At 74.1% G+C, this 17277-nt stretch carries 14 protein-coding genes; 5 read left to right on the top strand and 9 right to left on the bottom strand.

Going from position 1 to position 17277, the window contains the following annotated elements; all coding sequences use genetic code 11:
• On the top strand, positions 1-1022 hold a 1022-nt coding region (locus tag ACFSJS_RS13105; protein ID WP_380899659.1), incomplete at its 5' end, for a chitinase.
• 120 nt (positions 1023-1142) lie between these two features.
• Here the strand turns inward: ACFSJS_RS13105 and ACFSJS_RS13100 are convergent.
• From ACFSJS_RS13100 to ACFSJS_RS13080, 5 genes are all read right to left on the bottom strand, one after another.
• Positions 1143-2456, bottom strand: a complete 1314-nt coding sequence (locus tag ACFSJS_RS13100) for an Nramp family divalent metal transporter (protein ID WP_380899709.1) — start codon at positions 2454-2456, stop codon at positions 1143-1145.
• 130 nt (positions 2457-2586) lie between these two features.
• Entirely contained in the window at positions 2587-4035 is a 1449-nt protein-coding gene (locus ACFSJS_RS13095; protein ID WP_380899657.1) for a GntP family permease, read from the bottom strand.
• 90 nt (positions 4036-4125) lie between these two features.
• The gene (locus ACFSJS_RS13090; protein ID WP_380899655.1) at positions 4126-4539 is read right to left on the bottom strand and encodes a RidA family protein; all 414 of its coding nucleotides are present in this window, start codon (positions 4537-4539) and stop codon (positions 4126-4128) included.
• On the bottom strand, positions 4536-5315 hold the full coding sequence (locus ACFSJS_RS13085) for an IclR family transcriptional regulator (RefSeq protein ID WP_380899653.1): 780 nt from the start codon (positions 5313-5315) through the stop codon (positions 4536-4538). Before ACFSJS_RS13085 ends, ACFSJS_RS13090 begins: the two co-directional genes overlap by 4 nt.
• A complete protein-coding gene (locus ACFSJS_RS13080) occupies positions 5312-6364 on the bottom strand; it encodes a sugar kinase (protein ID WP_380899707.1) in 1053 nt (350 codons plus the stop codon). The genes ACFSJS_RS13085 and ACFSJS_RS13080 overlap by 4 nt, the downstream gene beginning before the upstream one ends.
• 224 nt (positions 6365-6588) lie before the next feature.
• On the opposite strand from ACFSJS_RS13080, the gene ACFSJS_RS13075 reads away from it, so the two are divergent.
• Positions 6589-7890: an alanine racemase gene (locus tag ACFSJS_RS13075; protein WP_380899651.1), complete on the top strand. Its 1302-nt coding sequence runs from the start codon at positions 6589-6591 to the stop codon at positions 7888-7890.
• Between the two features lie 77 nt (positions 7891-7967).
• On the top strand, positions 7968-9578 hold the full coding sequence (locus ACFSJS_RS13070; RefSeq protein ID WP_380899649.1) for an N-acyl-D-amino-acid deacylase family protein: 1611 nt from the start codon (positions 7968-7970) through the stop codon (positions 9576-9578).
• A gap of 36 nt (positions 9579-9614) precedes the next feature.
• On the opposite strand, the gene trhA is transcribed toward ACFSJS_RS13070, so the two are convergent.
• Entirely contained in the window at positions 9615-10382 is a 768-nt protein-coding gene (gene trhA / locus ACFSJS_RS13065; RefSeq protein WP_380899647.1) for a PAQR family membrane homeostasis protein TrhA, read from the bottom strand.
• 236 nt (positions 10383-10618) lie between these two features.
• Between trhA and ACFSJS_RS13060 the strand changes: the two genes are divergently transcribed.
• Positions 10619-12454: a phosphoenolpyruvate carboxykinase (GTP) gene (locus ACFSJS_RS13060; protein ID WP_380899645.1), complete on the top strand. Its 1836-nt coding sequence runs from the start codon at positions 10619-10621 to the stop codon at positions 12452-12454.
• 72 nt (positions 12455-12526) lie between these two features.
• Here the strand turns inward: ACFSJS_RS13060 and ACFSJS_RS13055 are convergent, their stop codons facing one another.
• Entirely contained in the window at positions 12527-12952 is a 426-nt protein-coding gene (locus tag ACFSJS_RS13055; protein WP_380899643.1) for an SCO4983 family protein, read from the bottom strand.
• A 122-nt stretch (positions 12953-13074) separates the two neighbouring features.
• Positions 13075-14286, bottom strand: a complete 1212-nt coding sequence (locus ACFSJS_RS13050; RefSeq protein ID WP_380899641.1) for a pyridoxal phosphate-dependent aminotransferase — start codon at positions 14284-14286, stop codon at positions 13075-13077.
• 242 nt (positions 14287-14528) lie between these two features.
• On the opposite strand from ACFSJS_RS13050, the gene ACFSJS_RS13045 reads away from it, so the two are divergent.
• Entirely contained in the window at positions 14529-15155 is a 627-nt protein-coding gene (locus ACFSJS_RS13045) for a TetR/AcrR family transcriptional regulator (protein WP_380899639.1), read from the top strand.
• A gap of 54 nt (positions 15156-15209) precedes the next feature.
• Here the strand turns inward: ACFSJS_RS13045 and ACFSJS_RS13040 are convergent, their stop codons facing one another.
• Positions 15210-17261, bottom strand: coding sequence for a thioredoxin domain-containing protein (locus ACFSJS_RS13040; RefSeq protein ID WP_380899637.1), 2052 nt, complete (start codon positions 17259-17261; stop codon positions 15210-15212).
• Positions 17262-17277 lie beyond the last annotated feature (16 nt).

The following is a 17277-nucleotide window of genomic DNA, read 5'->3' as shown; positions in this document are numbered from 1 at the left end:
CGACCGTGACCGGGCTGAAGCCCTCCACCTCCTACGAGTTCCGCGTCAGCGCCGTCAACGGCGCCGGCGAGTCGGCGAGATCCGCCCCCGTCACCGCCACCACCCGCAGCGAGAACGGCGGCGGCGACCCGGGCGCGGGGGTGCCGAAGCACGCGGTGACGGGCTACTGGCAGAACTTCGACAACGGCGCGACGGTCCAGAAGCTCCGCGACGTCCAGGACCAGTACGACATCATCGCCGTCTCCTTCGCCGACTCCACGGCCGCCCCCGGCGAGATCACCTTCAACCTCGACCCGGCCCTGGGCTACTCCTCGGTGCAGGAGTTCAAGAACGACATCGCCGCCAAGCAGGCCGAGGGCAAGAAGGTGATCATCTCCGTCGGCGGTGAGAAGGGCAACGTCATCGTCAACAGCTCCGCCTCGGCCACACGCTTCGCCGACAGCGCCCACCGGCTGATGCAGGAGTACGGCTTCGACGGCGTGGACATCGACCTGGAGCACGGCATCAACTCCACCTACCTCACCCAGGCGCTGCGCTCGCTGTCGGCGAAGGCCGGGCCCGGCATGGTCCTCACGATGGCGCCGCAGACCATCGACATGCAGTCCACCTCGACCGAGTACTTCAAGCTGGCGCTGAACGTGAAGGACATCCTCACGGTCGTCAACATGCAGTACTACAACAGCGGCTCGATGCTGGGCTGCGACGGCAGGGTGTACTCGCAGGGCTCGGTCGACTTCCTCACCGCGCTGGCCTGCATCCAGCTGGAGGGCGGGCTCGACCCGTCCCAGGTGGGCATCGGCACCCCCGCCTCCACCCGGGGCGCTGGCTCCGGCTACGTCGACCCGTCCGTGGTGAACGCCGCGCTGGACTGCCTGGCCAAGGGCACGAACTGCGGCTCGTTCAAGCCCGCCAGGACCTACCCGGGCATCCGCGGTGCCATGACCTGGTCCACCAACTGGGACGCGGCGAACGGGAACCGCTGGTCCGACACGGTCGGCCCGCACGTCCACGGCCTGCCGTAGGCACGGCCCGGCGCCGGTGCGGACCGGACGGCGCGCGGGCCCCGGCGGGAGGCGGAGCACCCGCTCCCCCGCCGGGGCCCCTCCGCGGGGCGGGCGCCCCGGGCGCCCGCCCCGCGCCCCTCAGAGCAGCTCGTACAGCTCGTGGACGCACAGCGCCACGAACAGCAGGCCGGCCACCGTCAGTACCACGTTGCTCACCGGACCGTTGCGCCACTCGCGCGGAGTGCGCGAGGAGTTGAGCAGCCACAGCAGCGTCGCGGCGAGGAAGGGCATGAAGAAGGCGCCCAGGACGCCGTAGGCGACGACCAGGCCGAAGGGCTTGTCGAGCCACAGCAGGCTCATCGGCGGGAACGTCAGCCACAGCAGGTAGCCGCGGAACGGCCAGGACCGCTCCCGCTGCCCGCGGGCGACCTCCAGGACGGGCGGCTCCGCGCCGGTGCCCTGCGCCCGGGCGGCGCGCGTGCGCTCCACGAAGTCGGCGAAGAGCAGGCTCACGCCGTGCCAGACGCCGACCACGGAGGAGAAGGAGGCGGCGAAGAAGCCGACCAGGAAGAGGTTGGCGGTCGCCGCCCCGAAGCGGCCCTCCAGCACCTCGCTCAGGTCGAGCAGCCCCCTGTCGCCGGAGGCGAGGGCGATGTTCGCGGAGTGCAGCAGCTCGGCGCCGACGATCAGCATCGCCACGACGAAGACGCCGGTGGTGGCGTAGGCGACCCGGTTGTCCAGCCGCATCATGGGGATCCAGCCGCTGTCGGTCCAGCCCTTGGCGTTGACCCAGTAGCCGTAGGCGGCCATGGTGATCGTCCCGCCGACGCCGCCGATCAGGCCGAGCGTGTAGAACAGCGAGCCGTCGGGCAGGACGGGCAGCAGCCCGGCGAAGGCGTCGCCGAGGCCGGGCGCGACGCGGGCCGCCACGTAGACGACGACCACGAACATCACGCCGACGAAGACCATCATGACCTTCTCGACGATCGCGTACCGGTTGAACCAGACGAAGGCCAGGCCCGCCAGGCCGCACAGGATCGCCCAGGTCCGCAGGGACAGGACGTCGGGGAAGAGCGCCGCGAGCGGCAGCGCGCTGGAGGACATGGCGGTGGCGCCGTAGACGAACCCCCACAGGACGACGTAGACCGCGAAGTAGACGGTGGTCCACGCGCCCAGGCCGCGCCAGCCGTCCAGGAGGGTCCGGCCGGTGGCCAGGTGCCAGCGTCCGGTCGCCTCGGCCAGCGAGATCTTCACCACGCAGCCGATGACGGCCGCCCACATCAGCGTGTGGCCGAACTCGCTGCCGGCCAGCAGGGTGGCCACCAGATCGCCCGCGCCGACGCCGGTGGCCGCCACGACGATGCCCGGGCCGATGAGCCGCCAGCTCGTCCGCCGGGCCGGCGGGGCCGCGGTGCCCTCGCCCGCCGCGCCCCGGTGTCCTGCCGCTTCCATGTCGTTCGTTCCGGTCATGCGTGTCCTCAGCTCCCGTCCCCGGTGGATCGACCTGGCGCATCCAACATGGCGGCACCGGCCGGCACAAGGGGGGACGCCACTCCGGGGACGGCGGAACTCCGGGTGCCGCTCAGACGGCCAGGCTCACCAGGGCCGCCACCGCGAACCCCGTCACGGACAGGACGGACTCCAGCACGGTCCAGGACTTCAGGGTGTCGCGCTCGGAGATCCCGAAGTACTTGGCGACGATCCAGAAGCCGCCGTCGTTGACGTGCGAGGCGAAGATCGAGCCCGCCGAGATCGCCATGATCACCAGGGCGAGGTGCGCCTGGGAGTGGCCGCCGCTCTCCACCAGCGGGGCGACGATGCCCGCCGTGGCCACGATGGCGACCGTGGCCGACCCCTGCGCGACGCGCAGCACCAGGGAGAGCAGGTAGGCCAGCACGATCACCGGCAGGCCCACGTCGCCGAACACGTCCGACAGGGCCTGGGCCACGCCGCTGCCCTGGAGCACCGCGCCGAAGACGCCGCCGGCGCCGACGACGAGCAGGATGTTGCCGACCGGCTTGAGGGAGGCGGTGGAGACGGCCTCCAGGGACCGGCGGGACCAGCCGCGGCCCACGCCCAGCAGGTAGTACGCCAGGAGCAGGGCGACGGTCAGGGCCACGAACGGGTGGCCGGCGAACTCCACGACCGAGCGCGCCGTGGAGGGGGCCAGGGCGACGGAGGAGAAGGTCGCCGCCAGGATCAGCACCAGCGGGGTGCCGATGACGGCGAGCACCGTGCCGACGGGGACCGGGGCCTCGGTGGGCGTGGTGCCCGCGGCGCGCTGCTCCTCCGCGACGGCGCGCCGGGAGTCCTCGACGGCCTCGGCCATGTCCTGCGGGACCCCGACGAAGATCCGCCTGCCGATCCAGGCGGCGTACGCCCAGGCCGCCAGCACGGCCGGGACGCCGACGACGGTGCCCATGGCGATGACCCAGCCCAGGTCCACGTCGAGCAGGCCGGCCGCGGCCACCGGGCCGGGGTGCGGCGGCAGGAAGGCGTGGGTCATGGACAGGCCGGCCAGCAGCGGCATGGCGTAGAGCAGGATCGACTTCCCGCTGCGCCGGGCCGCCGCGTAGACGATCGGCGCGAGGACGAAGATGCCGACGTCGAAGAAGACCGGGATGCCGAAGAGGAGCCCCGTCAGCCCCATGGCCAGCGGCGCCCGCCTCTCGCCGAAGAGGCCCAGCAGCCGGGAGCTGAGCGCCTCGGCGCCGCCGGAGACCTCCAGGACCGCGCCGAGCATGGTCCCCAGACCGATGATGATCGCGACGTGGCCGAGGATGCCCCCCATCCCGGACTCCACGAGCGAGACGGCGTCGGACTTCTGGACGGTGCCGAAGAGTTCGGTGACCGACAGCCCCGAGCCGAGGCCGACGGCGATGGAGACGACGAGGAGGGCGACGAACGGCTGGAGCCTGACCTTGATGATCAGGAGCAGCAGGAGGGCGATGCCCAGCGCGGCGACGGCCAGCAGGCCGCCGGTGCCGGGTATGAGGGCGAGCAGCCCGCCGGTACGGGGGGTGTCGTGCATGGGGGCACCTTGCTTCCGGGCAGGGGGGATCGCGGCACGGCGCCGCGGCGGGCGCCGTGCCGGAGGGGGTGGCGCGGGGGCGCCCGGGGGTCAGTCGAGGACCGCCAGGGCGTCGATCTCGACCAGCAGGCCCGCGGGCAGGCCGACGTAGACGGTCGTGCGGGCGGGCGGGGGCCCGGCGAGGTCGGCGAAGTGGGCGTCGTAGAGCTCGTTGAACTCGGCGAAGTGGTCGGTGTCGGTGAGGTAGACGCGGACCATCACCACGTCCTCCCAGCTCGCGCCGCCCTCCCGCAGGACGGCCCCGACGTTGGCGAAGGTCTGGAGCGTCTGCTCGCGCAGGGTCGGGCCGGCGGGGGCGGGCGGCTGTCCGGGGACGGCCGGCAGGAAGCCGACCTGGCCGGCGACCTGGAGGATGCCGCCCTTGCGCACCCCGTGCGAGAACTTCGCGGGCGGGGTGGTGTGGGTCGCCGGGTTCAGGGCGGTCTTGCGGGAGGTGTCGCTCATGGCAGGGCTCTCCGGTCGGTGGGGTGGGTGGTGGCGGGCCTGCCGGAGTACTCCGCGCTGACGGCGGCGGCCGTGCGGCGTACCAGGGGCAGGAGCTTCAGCAGCTCGTCGGCGCTGACGACGACGTTGGGCGCGGAGACCGACATCGCGGCGACGGCCCGGCCGTCCGCGCCCCGGATGGGCGCGGCGACGCAGTTGATGGACTCCTCGTGGCCGCCGAGGTCGGTGGCCCAGCCCTGCTCGCGCACCCTGGCCAGCTCCTCCAGGAAGGCGGCGGGGCCGGGGGTCGAACGGGCCGTGTAGCGGGGGTAGTCGAGCCGTTCGGCGACGGCGCGCCGCTCGGGCTCGGGCAGGTCGGCCAGGAGGACCTTGGCGACCGCGGCGACGGTGGTCGCGACGGGCTTCCCGATGCGCGAGTACATCCGCACCGGGTAGCGGCTCTCGACCTTGTCGATGTAGAGGACCTCGTCCTCCTGGCGGACGGCCAGGTGGACGGTGTGCCCGCAGGCGGCGTTGAGCTCGGCCAGGTGGGGGTGGGCGATCCCGCGCACGTCCAGGTTCTCGACCGCCTCCTGGGCCAGGGCGATGAGCCGGGCGCCCAGCCGGTAGCGCTGGTCCGGCTGGCGGTGGACCATGCCGTGCTCGTGCAGGGTGCGCAGCAGCCGCAGGGCGGTGGACTTGTGCACGTCCAGGTGCCGGGCGACCTGTTCGAGGTTGGCCGGCCCCCGCGCCAGCAGGGGGAGGATGCTCAGCGCTCGGTCGACGCTCTGGCTCATGGGTCACGCCTTCCGTGGGTCCAGCCGGGGCCGAGCCGCAGTCTGCCCCATGCCGCGTCGTCGAGCGCCGCCAGCCGGTCCGCGATGGACCGGGCCGGCGGTTCGGCGAGGTCGCCGGGGACGGTGAGCGCGGCGGCGGCCGTCAGGTGGCCGTGCCGCAACCGGGCGCGGACGGGCAGTCCGCGCAGGGTGGCCGAGAGGAATCCGGCGGCGAACGCGTCCCCGGCCCCGACGGACCCGGCCACCTCCACGGAGAGGGCCGGCACGTGGCAGGACCCGTCGGCGGTGTGGGCGGTGGCGCCCCGGCCGCCGTCCTTGACGACGAGCACGGACGGTTCCGGCAGCAGGTCGCGCACCGCCTCGGGGCCGTCGGCGCCCCAGACCGCCCGCGCCTCGTCCGCTCCGACGAACACCACGTCGCAGCGGCGGGCGAGGTCGAGCAGGACGGCCGGGTCGCGCCGCTTCCACAGGCCCACCCGGTAGTTCACGTCGAAGGACAGCAGCGGCCGTCCCGGGCGGGGCGCGGTCAGCTCCCACACCAGGGCGTGGCAGGAGTCCGACAGCGCCGGCGTGATGCCGCTGAGGTGGAGCACGCGGCCGGAGTCGGCGACGGCGCGGTCGACGGTGGCCGGGGACATGGCGGAGGCGGCCGATCCGGCGCGGTGGTAGAGCACCTCGGCCAGGGCGCCGTCGGCGGGCCGCTCGCTGGTGGTGCAGCGCTCGCCGTCGGTACGGAAGTAGAGCCCGGTGGGGCGGTCCGGGTCGCGCCGCACGGCGGAGACGTCCACGCCGCGGGCGGCGATCTCGGCCAGGACGTGGTCGCCGAAGCCGTCGGTGCCCAGGCACCCGACCCAGCGGACCCGGTGCCCGGCGCCCGCGAGCAGGCAGGCGACGTTGGACTCGGCGCCGCCGACGCCGCGGACGAAGAGCTGCGCGTCGGCGAGCCGCTCGGGTCCGGCGGGCCGGAAGGCGACCATGGTCTCCCCCAGGCAGACCGCGTCGAAGGGGGGACCGGCGGGGGTGCTGCCCGTACGGGGAGCGGGGGGCATCGTCACGACCGGCTCCGCTCCTCGGCTCTCGGCTGGTTCGGCCGGCTCCCGGCGGGGGGTTCCCGCCCGGTTCCGGGGCCGTCTTCCCGGCCGTCCGTTGACCGGGTGTTCGCCGGGATGCTAGACAGCTCCAAGCACAATACGCAATGGGTGTTGCACATCATGCAACATAGCAGCGCCGCGCCGCCCACCGGCGGCGACAGTCCCGGACTCCGGAGTTCACCATGGCCGCCGAACGCACCGAGCACCCCGCCGACCCCGTCGCCCGCCTCGCCGACGAGGTCGTCGACCACCGCTTCAAGGGGCTGCCCCCGGACGCGGCCGGGCTGACCGTGGGAGAACTCGCCGCCGAGCGGCGCTCGGTGTTCACCGGCGGCTTCACCACGCCGGTGCTGACGCTCTCCGCCGGGGCCCTGGAGCACAACCTGCGGCAGCTGGGCGAGTTCTCCGCCCGCCACGGCCTCGCCTTCGCCCCGCACGGCAAGACCTCGATGGCCCCGCAGCTCCTGCGGCGGCAGATCGACCACGGCGCGTGGGGCATCACGGCGGCGGTGCCCTCGCAGGCCCGCGTGTACCGGGCCTTCGGCATCCGGCGGATCTTCCTCGCCAACGAGGTGGTGGACGCGGCGGCACTGCGCTGGATGGCCGGCGAGCTGGCGGCGGACCCGGAGGTCCGCTTCGTCGTCTACGCGGACTCGGTGCGCGGCGTGGAGCTGATGGAGGCGGCGCTGTCCGAGGCGGGCGCCGGACGGTCGGGGCCCCCGCTCGACGTCGTCGTCGAACTCGGTGTCCCCGGCGGCCGCACGGGCGTGCGGACGCACCGGGAGGCGGTGCGGGTCGCGGACGCGGTGGCGGACGCGGCGGGGATGCGCCTGGTCGGCGTCGCCGGGTACGAGGGAGAGGTGCCGGGCGCCTCGCCGGAGAGCGTCCGGGCGTGGCTGGACGCCCTCGCCGCCCTGGCCGCCGACCTCGACGCCGCGGGCCGTTTCGCGCAGGCCGGCGAGGTGGTGGTGAGCGCCGGCGGCAGCGCGTGGTTCGACGTGGTGGCCGAGGCGCTGAACGGGCTCCCCGAGCTGTCCCGGCCGGTGCTGAAGCTGCTGCGCTCGGGCGCGTACGTCTCGCACGACGACGGCCACTACCGGCGCGTCACGCCCTTCAACCGGCTCCCCGGGGAGGGTTCGCTGCGGTCCGCGTTCCTGCTGTGGGCGCAGGTGGTCTCCCGGCCCGAACCCGGGCTGGCCCTCCTCAACGCGGGCAAGCGCGACGCGGCCTACGACCTGGACCTGCCGCAGCCGCGGGCCGTCCGCACCGCGCGGGGCGCGGTGCGCGGTGCGGACGGGCTGTCGGTGGCGAAGCTGGCCGACCAGCACGCCTTCGTGACCGTCGCGCCGGGTGCCGGGCTGGAGGTCGGCGACTGGGTGGGCCTGGGCCTGTCGCACCCCTGCACGGTCTTCGACAAGTGGCAGCTCATCCCGGTCACCGAGGACGACGGCACCGTCGTCGACCTCGTCCGCACCTTCTTCTGACCCCGGCCCGCCCGCCGCGCGCCGCGCACGTCTCCGGCGCCCCGGCACCCCGACCCACCGACCAGGAGGCACCCCGGATGGAACTCGTCCTGCGTGACACCCACGTCGTCGACGGCACCGGCGGCCCCGCGTACCGGGCCGACGTCGCGGTCTCGGACGGGCGGATCGCCGAGATCCGGCGGGAGGGCGACGGTCCGCGGCCGGGCGGCCGGCGCGTCGTGGAGTGCGACGGGCTGGCGCTCGCCCCCGGCTTCGTCGACATGCACGCCCACAGCGACCTGGCCCTGCTGCGCGACCCCGACCACAGCGCGAAGCTGGCCCAGGGCGTGACGCTGGAGGTGATCGGTCAGGACGGGCTGTCGTACGCGCCGGTGGACGACCGCACCCTGGAGGGGGTGCGGCAGGCGATCACCGGTTGGAACGGGGACGGCGGGGACGTCGACTTCGACTGGCGGACCGTCGGGGAGTACCTGGACCGGCTCGACCGCGGCATCGCCGTCAACGCCGCCTACCTCGTCCCGCACGGCACGGTGCGGGCGATGGCCGTCGGCTGGGAGGACCGGCCCGCCGCGCCGGGGGAGCTGGAGCGGATGCGGCGCCTGGTCGCCGAGGGCCTGGAGCAGGGCGCGGTGGGCATGTCGTCCGGTCTGACCTACGTGCCGGGCATGTACGCGCCCGACTCCGAACTGGTCGAGCTGTGCCGGGTGGTGGCGTCCTACGGCGGCTACCACTGCCCCCACCACCGCTCCTACGGCGCGGGCGCCCTGGAGGCGTACGCGCAGATGGTGGAGGTGGCACGCGCCTCGGGGTGCGCCCTGCACCTGGCGCACGCCACCGTGAACTTCCCCGTCAACGCCGGGCGCGCCCCCGAGCTGCTGGCGCTACTGGACGCGGCGCTGGACGACGGCGTGGACCTGACGCTGGACAGCTACCCGTACCTGCCCGGCTGCACCACCCTGGCGGCGCTGCTGCCGAGCTGGGCGGCCGAGGGCGGCCCCGGCGCCGCGCTGGACCGGCTGCGCGACCCCGCCGTGTGCGCCCGCATCCGGCACGCGATGGAGGTGGAGGGCTCCGACGGCTGCCACGGGGTGCCGGTCGACTGGGACACCGTGGAGGTCTCCGGGGTCGCCGACCCGGCCCTGTCCGGCTACGTGGGCCGCACGGTGGCGCGGGCGGCCGCCGAGCGCGGCGAGGAGCCGTTCGAGGTGGCGCGGCGGCTGCTGCTGGCGGACCGGCTGGGCACCACCGTCCTGCAGCACGTGGGGCACGAGGGGAACGTGCGGGCGGTCATGCGGCACCGGGCCCACACCGGCGGCAGCGACGGCATCCTCGTCGGCGACCGCCCGCACCCGCGGGCGTACGGCACCTTCCCGCACTACCTGGGCCGCTACGTGCGCGAGTTGGGGGTGCTGTCGCTGGAGGAGTGCGTGGCGCACCTGAGCGGGCGGCCCGCGGCCCGGCTGCGGCTGCCGGACCGGGGCCTGGTGCGTGAGGGGTACCGGGCCGACCTGGTGCTGTTCGACCCGGCGGCGGTGGCGGCGGGCGCCACGTTCGACAGCCCGCGCACCCCGCCCGTGGGCATCCCGCACGTGCTGGTCGGCGGCCGGTTCGCCGTCGAGGACGGCCGCCGCACCGGTGTGCTGGCGGGCCGCTCGGTGCGGCGCGCCGGGAGCCGCGCCGGGGCCTGAGGCCCGGCCGCCGGGCGGCCCCGGCGGCCTCGGCGGCTAGGAGGCGTTGTAGGCCACCAGCGAGATCCCCACGTAGTGGAACGCGAAGGCGGCCAGCGTGAGGGAGTGGAAGACCTCGTGGAACCCGAACCAGCGCGGTGAGGGGTTGGGCCGCTTGAGGCCGTAGACGACGCCGCCCGCGCTGTAGAGCAGGCCGCCGGCGACCACGCAGACCAGCACCGCGACGCCGCCCGCGCGCAGGAAGTCGGGGAGGAAGAACACCGCGGCCCAGCCCATCACGATGTAGCAGGGGGTGTAGAGCCAGCGGGGCGCGCCCACCCAGAAGACGCGGAAGGCGATGCCGGCGACGGCGGCGATCCAGACGCCCCACAGCAGCACCTGGCCGCGTCCGCCGGGGACCAGCATGATCGTCAGCGGCGTGTAGGTGCCGGCGATGATCAGGAAGATGTTCGCGTGGTCCAGCCGGCGGAGCACCGCCGTGGCGCGCGGGCCCCAGTCGCCGCGGTGGTACAGGGCGCTGACGCCGAAGAGCAGACAGGCCGTCAGGGTGTAGACGGCGCAGGCGACCCGGCCGCGCGGGGTCTGCGCGAAGGCGGTCAGGAAGAGTCCGGAGACCAGCACGGCCGGGAACATCCCGGCGTGCAGCCAGCCCCGCAACCGGGGTTTGAGCGGGGCGAACTGGGCCAGCGGACCGGAAGCGGAGTGTCCGGGGGAGCCGGCGCTCACGCCCCGGCCGCCGTCGGTGCTGCCGCCGCCGCCGGCGGCGGAAACGGACCTGGGAACGTCGGGCACTGCGGCACTCATACGGTTCATCGTACCTACGTAACCGTAGGTTTCCCCCGGCGCGTGGCGCTGCTCACGGCATGGTCGTCTGGACAGAAACGCTCGAAAGGCGGAGTATCAAATGAGCGTGGTCGGCACCGGATGAGCAACGCCGCAGCATCCGGGTCGCAGCCCCCAAGGGGCCGAAGTCTGCTGTGAATACGACAGAACCGGATATTTGTGCGATATCCGGTCAACCCTCAACCTCTGGAGCGATTGTGGCGCGCAGTACTGCGGCTCCCGACAACACGACCCCGACCCGGCACCGGGAACTGATCGCCTGGGTGGACGAGATCGCCGCCCTCACCCGGCCCGACCGCGTCGTCTGGTGCGACGGCTCCGAGGCCGAGTACGAGCGGCTGTGCGGGGAACTGGTCGAGAAGGGCACCTTCCGCAGGCTCGACCCGGTCAAGCGCCCCAACTCCTACTACGCCGCCTCCGACCCGAGCGACGTGGCCCGCGTGGAGGACCGCACCTTCATCTGCTCCGAGAAGGAGGAGGACGCGGGCCCGACCAACAACTGGATGGCCCCCGCGAGGATGCGCGAGGTCTTCACCGGCACCGGCGGCGAGGGCGGCATCTTCCGCGGCTCGATGCGCGGGCGCACCATGTACGTCGTCCCCTTCTGCATGGGCCCGCTGGGCTCCCCGCTCTCCGCGCTGGGCGTGGAGATCACCGACTCCGCCTACGTCGCCGTCTCCATGCGGACCATGACCCGCATGGGCAGCGCCGTACTGGAGGAGCTGGGCGAGGACGGGACGTTCGTCAAGGCCGTCCACACCGTCGGCGCCCCGCTGGAGCCGGGCCAGGAGGACGTGCCCTGGCCGTGCAGCTCCACCAAGTACATCTCCCACTTCCCCGAGACCCGCGAGATCTGGTCCTACGGCTCGGGCTACGGCGGCAACGCCCTGCTGGGCAAGAAGTGCTACGCGCTGCGCATCGCCTCGGTGATGGCCCGCGACGAGGGCTGGCTCGCCGAGCACATGCTGGTCCTGAAGCTGACCCCGCCGCGCGGCGAGGCGAAGTACGTGGCCGCCGCCTTCCCCAGCGCCTGCGGCAAGACCAACCTGGCGATGCTGGAGCCGACCATCCCCGGCTGGACGGTCGAGACGATCGGCGACGACATCGCCTGGATGCGCTTCGGCGAGGACGGCCGCCTCTACGCGATCAACCCCGAGGCGGGTTTCTTCGGCGTGGCGCCGGGCACCGGGGAGCACACCAACGCCAACGCCATGAAGACCCTGTGGGGCAACGCGATCTTCACCAACGTCGCCCTCACCGACGACGGCGACGTGTGGTGGGAGGGCATGACCGAGGAGCCCCCGGCCCATCTGACGGACTGGCGCGGCAACGACTGGACGCCCGCGTCCGGCACCCCGGCCGCGCACCCCAACGCCCGCTTCACCGTGCCGGCGTCGCAGTGCCCGACCATCGCGCCGGAGTGGGAGGACCCCCGCGGCGTGCCGATCTCGGCGATCCTCTTCGGCGGCCGCCGGGCGAGCGCGGTGCCGCTGGTGACGGAGTCGTTCGACTGGCAGCACGGCGTCTTCCTCGGTGCCAACGTGGCCTCCGAGAAGACGGCCGCGGCCGAGGGCAGGGTCGGCGAGCTGCGCCGCGACCCGTTCGCCATGCTGCCGTTCTGCGGCTACAACATGGGCGACTACATGGGCCACTGGCTGGAGGTCGGCGCCAAGGCCGACCGGGCCAAGCTGCCGAGGATCTACTACGTCAACTGGTTCCGCAAGGACGACTCGGGCCGGTTCGTGTGGCCGGGCTTCGGCGAGAACGGCCGCGTGCTGAAGTGGATCGTCGAGCGCCTGAACGGCGAGGCGCACGGCGTCGAGACGCCCATCGGCATCGTCCCGACCCCGGACGCGCTGGACACCGACGGCCTGGAGCTGCCCGAGGAGGACCTGCGGTTCCTGCTGACGGTGGACCGGGAGGCCTGGCGCGAGGAGGCCGCCCTCATCCCCGAGCACCTGAACACCTTCGGCGACCACACCCCGAAGGCCCTGTGGGACGAGTACCGCGCCCTGGTCGAGCGGCTCGGCTGAGCCGGACGGCGGGAAGCGGCCGGGGCCCGCTCGGACGCCCGCGTCCGGGCGGGCCCCGCCTCCGTGTCCGGCTCAGCCGACCTCGGCCAGACCGAGCGCCCGGGCGTGGGCCTCCATCCGCTCGGCGGCCAGGGCGGCGGCCTCCTCGTCCGAGCGGGAGGTGGCCACGACCAGGGCCTGGCCGGCGAGGGTGTGGGCCCTCTGGTGCAGGGCCGCGGCGCGGGCCTCGTCCCAGGCGGCGGCGGACGGCGCGGCCCGCAGCGGGGCGCGCCCGGCGCGCAACCCGGTGACCTGGGCGTCCAGCCGCGCGGCGGCGTTGTCCAGTTCCGCGGCCGGGGTGAGGACGCGGAGCTCGTCGGTCACGGTCAGCAGGGCGGTCAGGTGCCCGGCGAGCCGGATGGACAGCTCCTCCTCACGGGAACGGCGTGGAACGGCCCCCTCGGCACCGGCCGGATCGGCCATGGTGTGGACCGACGGCCTGCGAATCGGTTCGTACATGGGATGGCCTCCTGGCAGCTACAGGAGTCCATCTTAACTTAGACGATGTCTAAAGTTGCGGCCGCGTCAAGGCTTCTTCCGCACCTTTCACCCCTGCCGCCCAGCCGGCCCCGGGGACCGCCTCAGTACTGCCCGTAGCCGTCCAGGAACTTCCCGATCCGCCGCACCGCGTCGGCGAGGTCCTGCGCGGCGGGCAGCGTGACGATGCGGAAGTGGTCCGGCTCGGGCCAGTTGAAGCCCGTGCCGTGCACGACCATGATCTTCTCGGCCCGCAGCAGGTCGAGGACCATCTGCCGGTCGTCCTTGATCTTGTAGACCTGCGGGTCCAGCCGCGGGAAGAGGTACAGCGCCCCCTTCGGCTTCACGCACGTCACACCGGGGATGGAGGTCAGCAGCTCGTAGGCGGCGTCGCGCTGCTCCAGCAGCCGCCCGCCCGGCAGCACCAGGTCGTTGATCGACTGCCGGCCGCCCAGCGCGGCGGCCACCGCGTACTGGGCCGGCATGTTGGCGCACAGCCGCATGTTCGCCAGGATCGTCAGGCCCTCGATGTAGCTGGCGGCGTGGGCCTTGGGGCCGCACACGGCCATCCAGCCGCAGCGGTACCCGGCCACCCGGTAGGCCTTGGACAGGCCGTTGAAGGTGACGGTCAGCAGGTCCGGGGCGATGGCGGCGGTGGGGGTGTGGGTGGCGCCGTCGTAGAGGATCTTGTCGTAGATCTCGTCGGAGTAGACGATCAGGTCGTGGCGGCGGGCGATGTCCGTCAGCCCGCGCAGCATCTCGTCGCTGTAGACGGCGCCGGTCGGGTTGTTGGGGTTGATGACGACGATCGCCCTGGTGCGGTCGGTGACCTTGCGCTCGATGTCGGCCAGGTCGGGCATCCAGTCGGACTGCTCGTCGCAGCGGTAGTGCACCGCCGTGCCGCCCGACAGGGAGACCGCGGCCGTCCACAGCGGGTAGTCCGGCGCGGGCACCAGCACCTCGTCGCCGTCGTCGAGCAGCGCCTGCATCGCCATCTGGATCAGCTCGGAGACGCCGTTGCCGATGTAGACGTCCTCGACGTCCAGGTCGACGCCCCTGGTCTGGTAGTGCTGCATCACCGCGCGCCGGGCCGCGAGCAGGCCCTTGGCGTCGCCGTAGCCGTGCGCCGACCCGACGTTGCGCAGCATGTCCTCGAGGATCTCCGGCGGGCACTCGAAGCCGAAGGGCGCCGGGTTGCCGGTGTTGAGCTTGAGGATGCGGTGGCCCGCCGCCTCAAGCCGCATGGCCTCCTCGAGAACCGGCCCCCGGATCTCGTAGCAGACATTGGCGAGCTTCGTCGACTGGATCACCTGCATACCGGTCACTGTACGGGTGCTCCGCACGGCCCGCCCCGTGTTTTTCCCCACGCGGGTGACCGGCGGCCCCCGCCGGCGCCGCGGCCGCGGGCCTTCGCCGGGTCCCTCGGGCAGGGACCCGGCAGCCGTCCGGAGCGACCGCCTCCGCCGGCGGCCCGCCGTCCGCCCCGCGCGGGCTCGGCATGCCGTCGCCATTCCCGGGGCATGGTGCCGACCGGCGCCGATGGCCGACAATGAGCTGCATGGCTCCTGCACGCACCTCCTCCGCCTCCGCCGCGCCCGCGCTCGGACTGCGGGAGCGGAAGAAGATCCGGACCCGCCGCGCGATCCGGCAGGCCGCCTACCGGCTCTTCGCCGAGCAGGGGTACGACGCCACCCCCGTCGACCGGATCGCCGAGGCCGCGGAGGTCTCCCCCAGCACCGTCTTCCGCTACTTCCCCACCAAGGAGGACATCGTCCTCACCGACGAGTACGACCCGCTCGTCGAGGAGGAGCTGCGGGCGCGCCCGGCCGGCGAGTCCCCGGTGCGGGCCCTGCGGGAGGCGCTGTGCTCGGCCCTGGCGCGGATGGCCGAGGACGGCGAGGTGCTGGCCGAGACCCACCAGCGGCTCCGGCTCGTCCTGGACGTGCCGGCCGTCCGCGCCCGCATGGGGGAGCACACCGCCGACACCTGCCGGGTGCTGACGCGGGCGATGTCGGAGCGGACGGGACGGCCGCTGGACGACCCCGAGCTGCGCGTCGTCACCGCCTCGATGCTGGCGGCCCTGACCGAGGCCCTGCTGATCTGGGCCGAGAGCGGACTGCACGGCACGCTGGAGGACGAGGTCCGCCGCGCCCTGGACGTGCTGGAGCGCGGCCTCACCCTCTGACCCCGGGCGGCCCGGCCCCCGCGGGCCGGCCCTCCGGCGTCCGGCCCCGGGCCGTCACCCTCCGGTCGGCGCCGCCGCCCCGACGGCCTCCGCCAGGCGCGCGGGATCGGCCGTGGGGGCCTCGCAGGTGAAGTGCCGGCACACGTACGCCGCCGGGCGGCCGTCCAGCAGCGGCCGGTCGCGCAGCAGCGGCCCGGCCCCCTCCGCCCCCGGCTCCCCGACGGCCACCACCGCGCCCGGCGCGGTGGCCAGCAGGGCGGTGCGGTGGAGGACGGCGGTGGCCGGGTCGCCCGGCGGTCCGACCACCGCGATCTCGCGCGGCCCGTCCAGGGCGGCCTCGGCGGCCGCCAGCCCCCAGCCGGTGAAGCGCGGGACGCGCGGGGCCAGCGCCCGCACCACGCCCAGCGCCCGCTCGGCCGCCTCGCGGTGGCGGGCGCTGCCGGTGAGGGCGGCGTAGGTCAGCAGGGCCGCGGCGGCGGCCGTCCAGCCGGAGGGGGCGGCGTTGTCGGTGGGGTCCTGGGGGCGGCGGATGAGCCGCTCGGCGTCGTCGGCGGTGTCGTACAGGGTCCCGTCGTCGGCGGCGAAGCGGTCCAGGACGGTGTCCAGCAGGGTGCCGGCCAGCTCCAGCCAGCAGGTCTCGCCGGTCACCGAGTACAGGGCGAGGAAGCCCTCGGCCACGTCGCCGTGGTCCTCCAGCACTCCGGCGCCCGGGCCGGCCGTCCCGTCGCGGGAGGTGCGCGCCAGCCGCCCGTCCTCGCCGAGGTGGACGGCGAGCAGCAGGTCGGCGGCGGCGGTGGCGGCCTCGACCAGGTCGGGGCGGTCGAAGTAGGCGCCGGTCTCGGCGAGGGCGGCGATCGCCAGCCCGTTCCAGGCGGCGACGACCTTGTCGTCCCGGCCGGGGCGGGGCCGCTCCTCCCGGGCGGCCAGCAGGCGCCGCCGCACCGACTCGATCCGCTCGGCGTCCACGGGGGCGTCGGTGTCGGGGAGCCGGAGGACGGAGGCCCCCTCCTCGAAGGTGCCCTCCTCGGTCACCCCGAAGTACCCGGCGGCCAGGACGGCGTCCTCCTCGCCGAGGACCTCGCGCAGCTGCGCGGGCGTCCACACGTAGTAGGCGCCCTCCCGGTGGCGGCCGGTGCCGTCGTCGCTGTCGGCGTCCAGCGCGGAGGCGAACCCGCCCTGCGGGGTGCGCAGTTCGCGGACCATGAAGCCGGCGGTGTCCAGCGCCACCCGGCGCGCCCGCTCGCTGCCGGTGGCGCGCCACAGGTGCGCGTAGACCCGGCACAGGAGGGCGTTGTCGTAGAGCATCTTCTCGAAGTGGGGCACGCGCCACTCCCCGTCCACCGAGTAGCGCGCGAAGCCGCCGCCGAGCTGGTCGTGGATGCCGCCGCGCGCCATCGCCTCGCAGGTGGCCTCGGCCATCTGGAGCGCGCCCTCGGAGCCGGTGCGGGCGTGGTGGCGCAGCAGGAACTCCAGCACCATCGACGGCGGGAACTTCGGCGCCCCGCCGAAGCCGCCGTGCCGCGCGTCGAACTCGCGGGTCAGCGCGAGCAGCGCGGCGCCCAGCTCCTCGGGGCCGGGCGGCCGCACCGCGTCGCCGTACCCGATGCTCCGCCCCGCCAGCTCCCGCGTGATCCGGCCGGCCACCTCGTCGACCTCCTCGCGCCGGTCGGACCAGGCGGCGCGGACGCCCTCCAGGACCTGCCGGAAGGACGGCATCCCGCCGCGCGGGGCGGGCGGGAAGTAGGTGCCGAAGTAGAAGGGCTCGCCGTCGGGGGTGAGGAAGACCGTCATGGGCCAGCCGCCGTGCCCCGTGGCGGCCTGGACGGCCTCCATGTAGACGGCGTCGACGTCGGGCCGCTCCTCGCGGTCGACCTTGACGGGCAGGAAGTGCGCGTTGAGGTACTCGGCGGTGGCCTCGTCCTCGAAGGACTCCTCGGCCATCACGTGGCACCAGTGGCACGAGCTGTAACCGACGCTGAGCAGGACGGGCACGTTCCGCCTGCGCGCCTCCTCGAAGGCCTCGGGCGACCAGGGCCACCAGTCGACCGGGTTGTCGGCGTGCTGGAGCAGGTAGGGGGAGGTCTGGGCGGCGAGTCGGTTGGCCATACCTCCATCCTGCCCC

It is taken from the genome of Streptomyces desertarenae (genome assembly GCF_042681365.1).
In the GTDB taxonomy this organism is placed as follows: Bacteria; Actinomycetota; Actinomycetes; order Streptomycetales; family Streptomycetaceae; genus Streptomyces; species Streptomyces desertarenae.
This window is presented reverse-complemented; position numbering and strand designations above follow the sequence as displayed.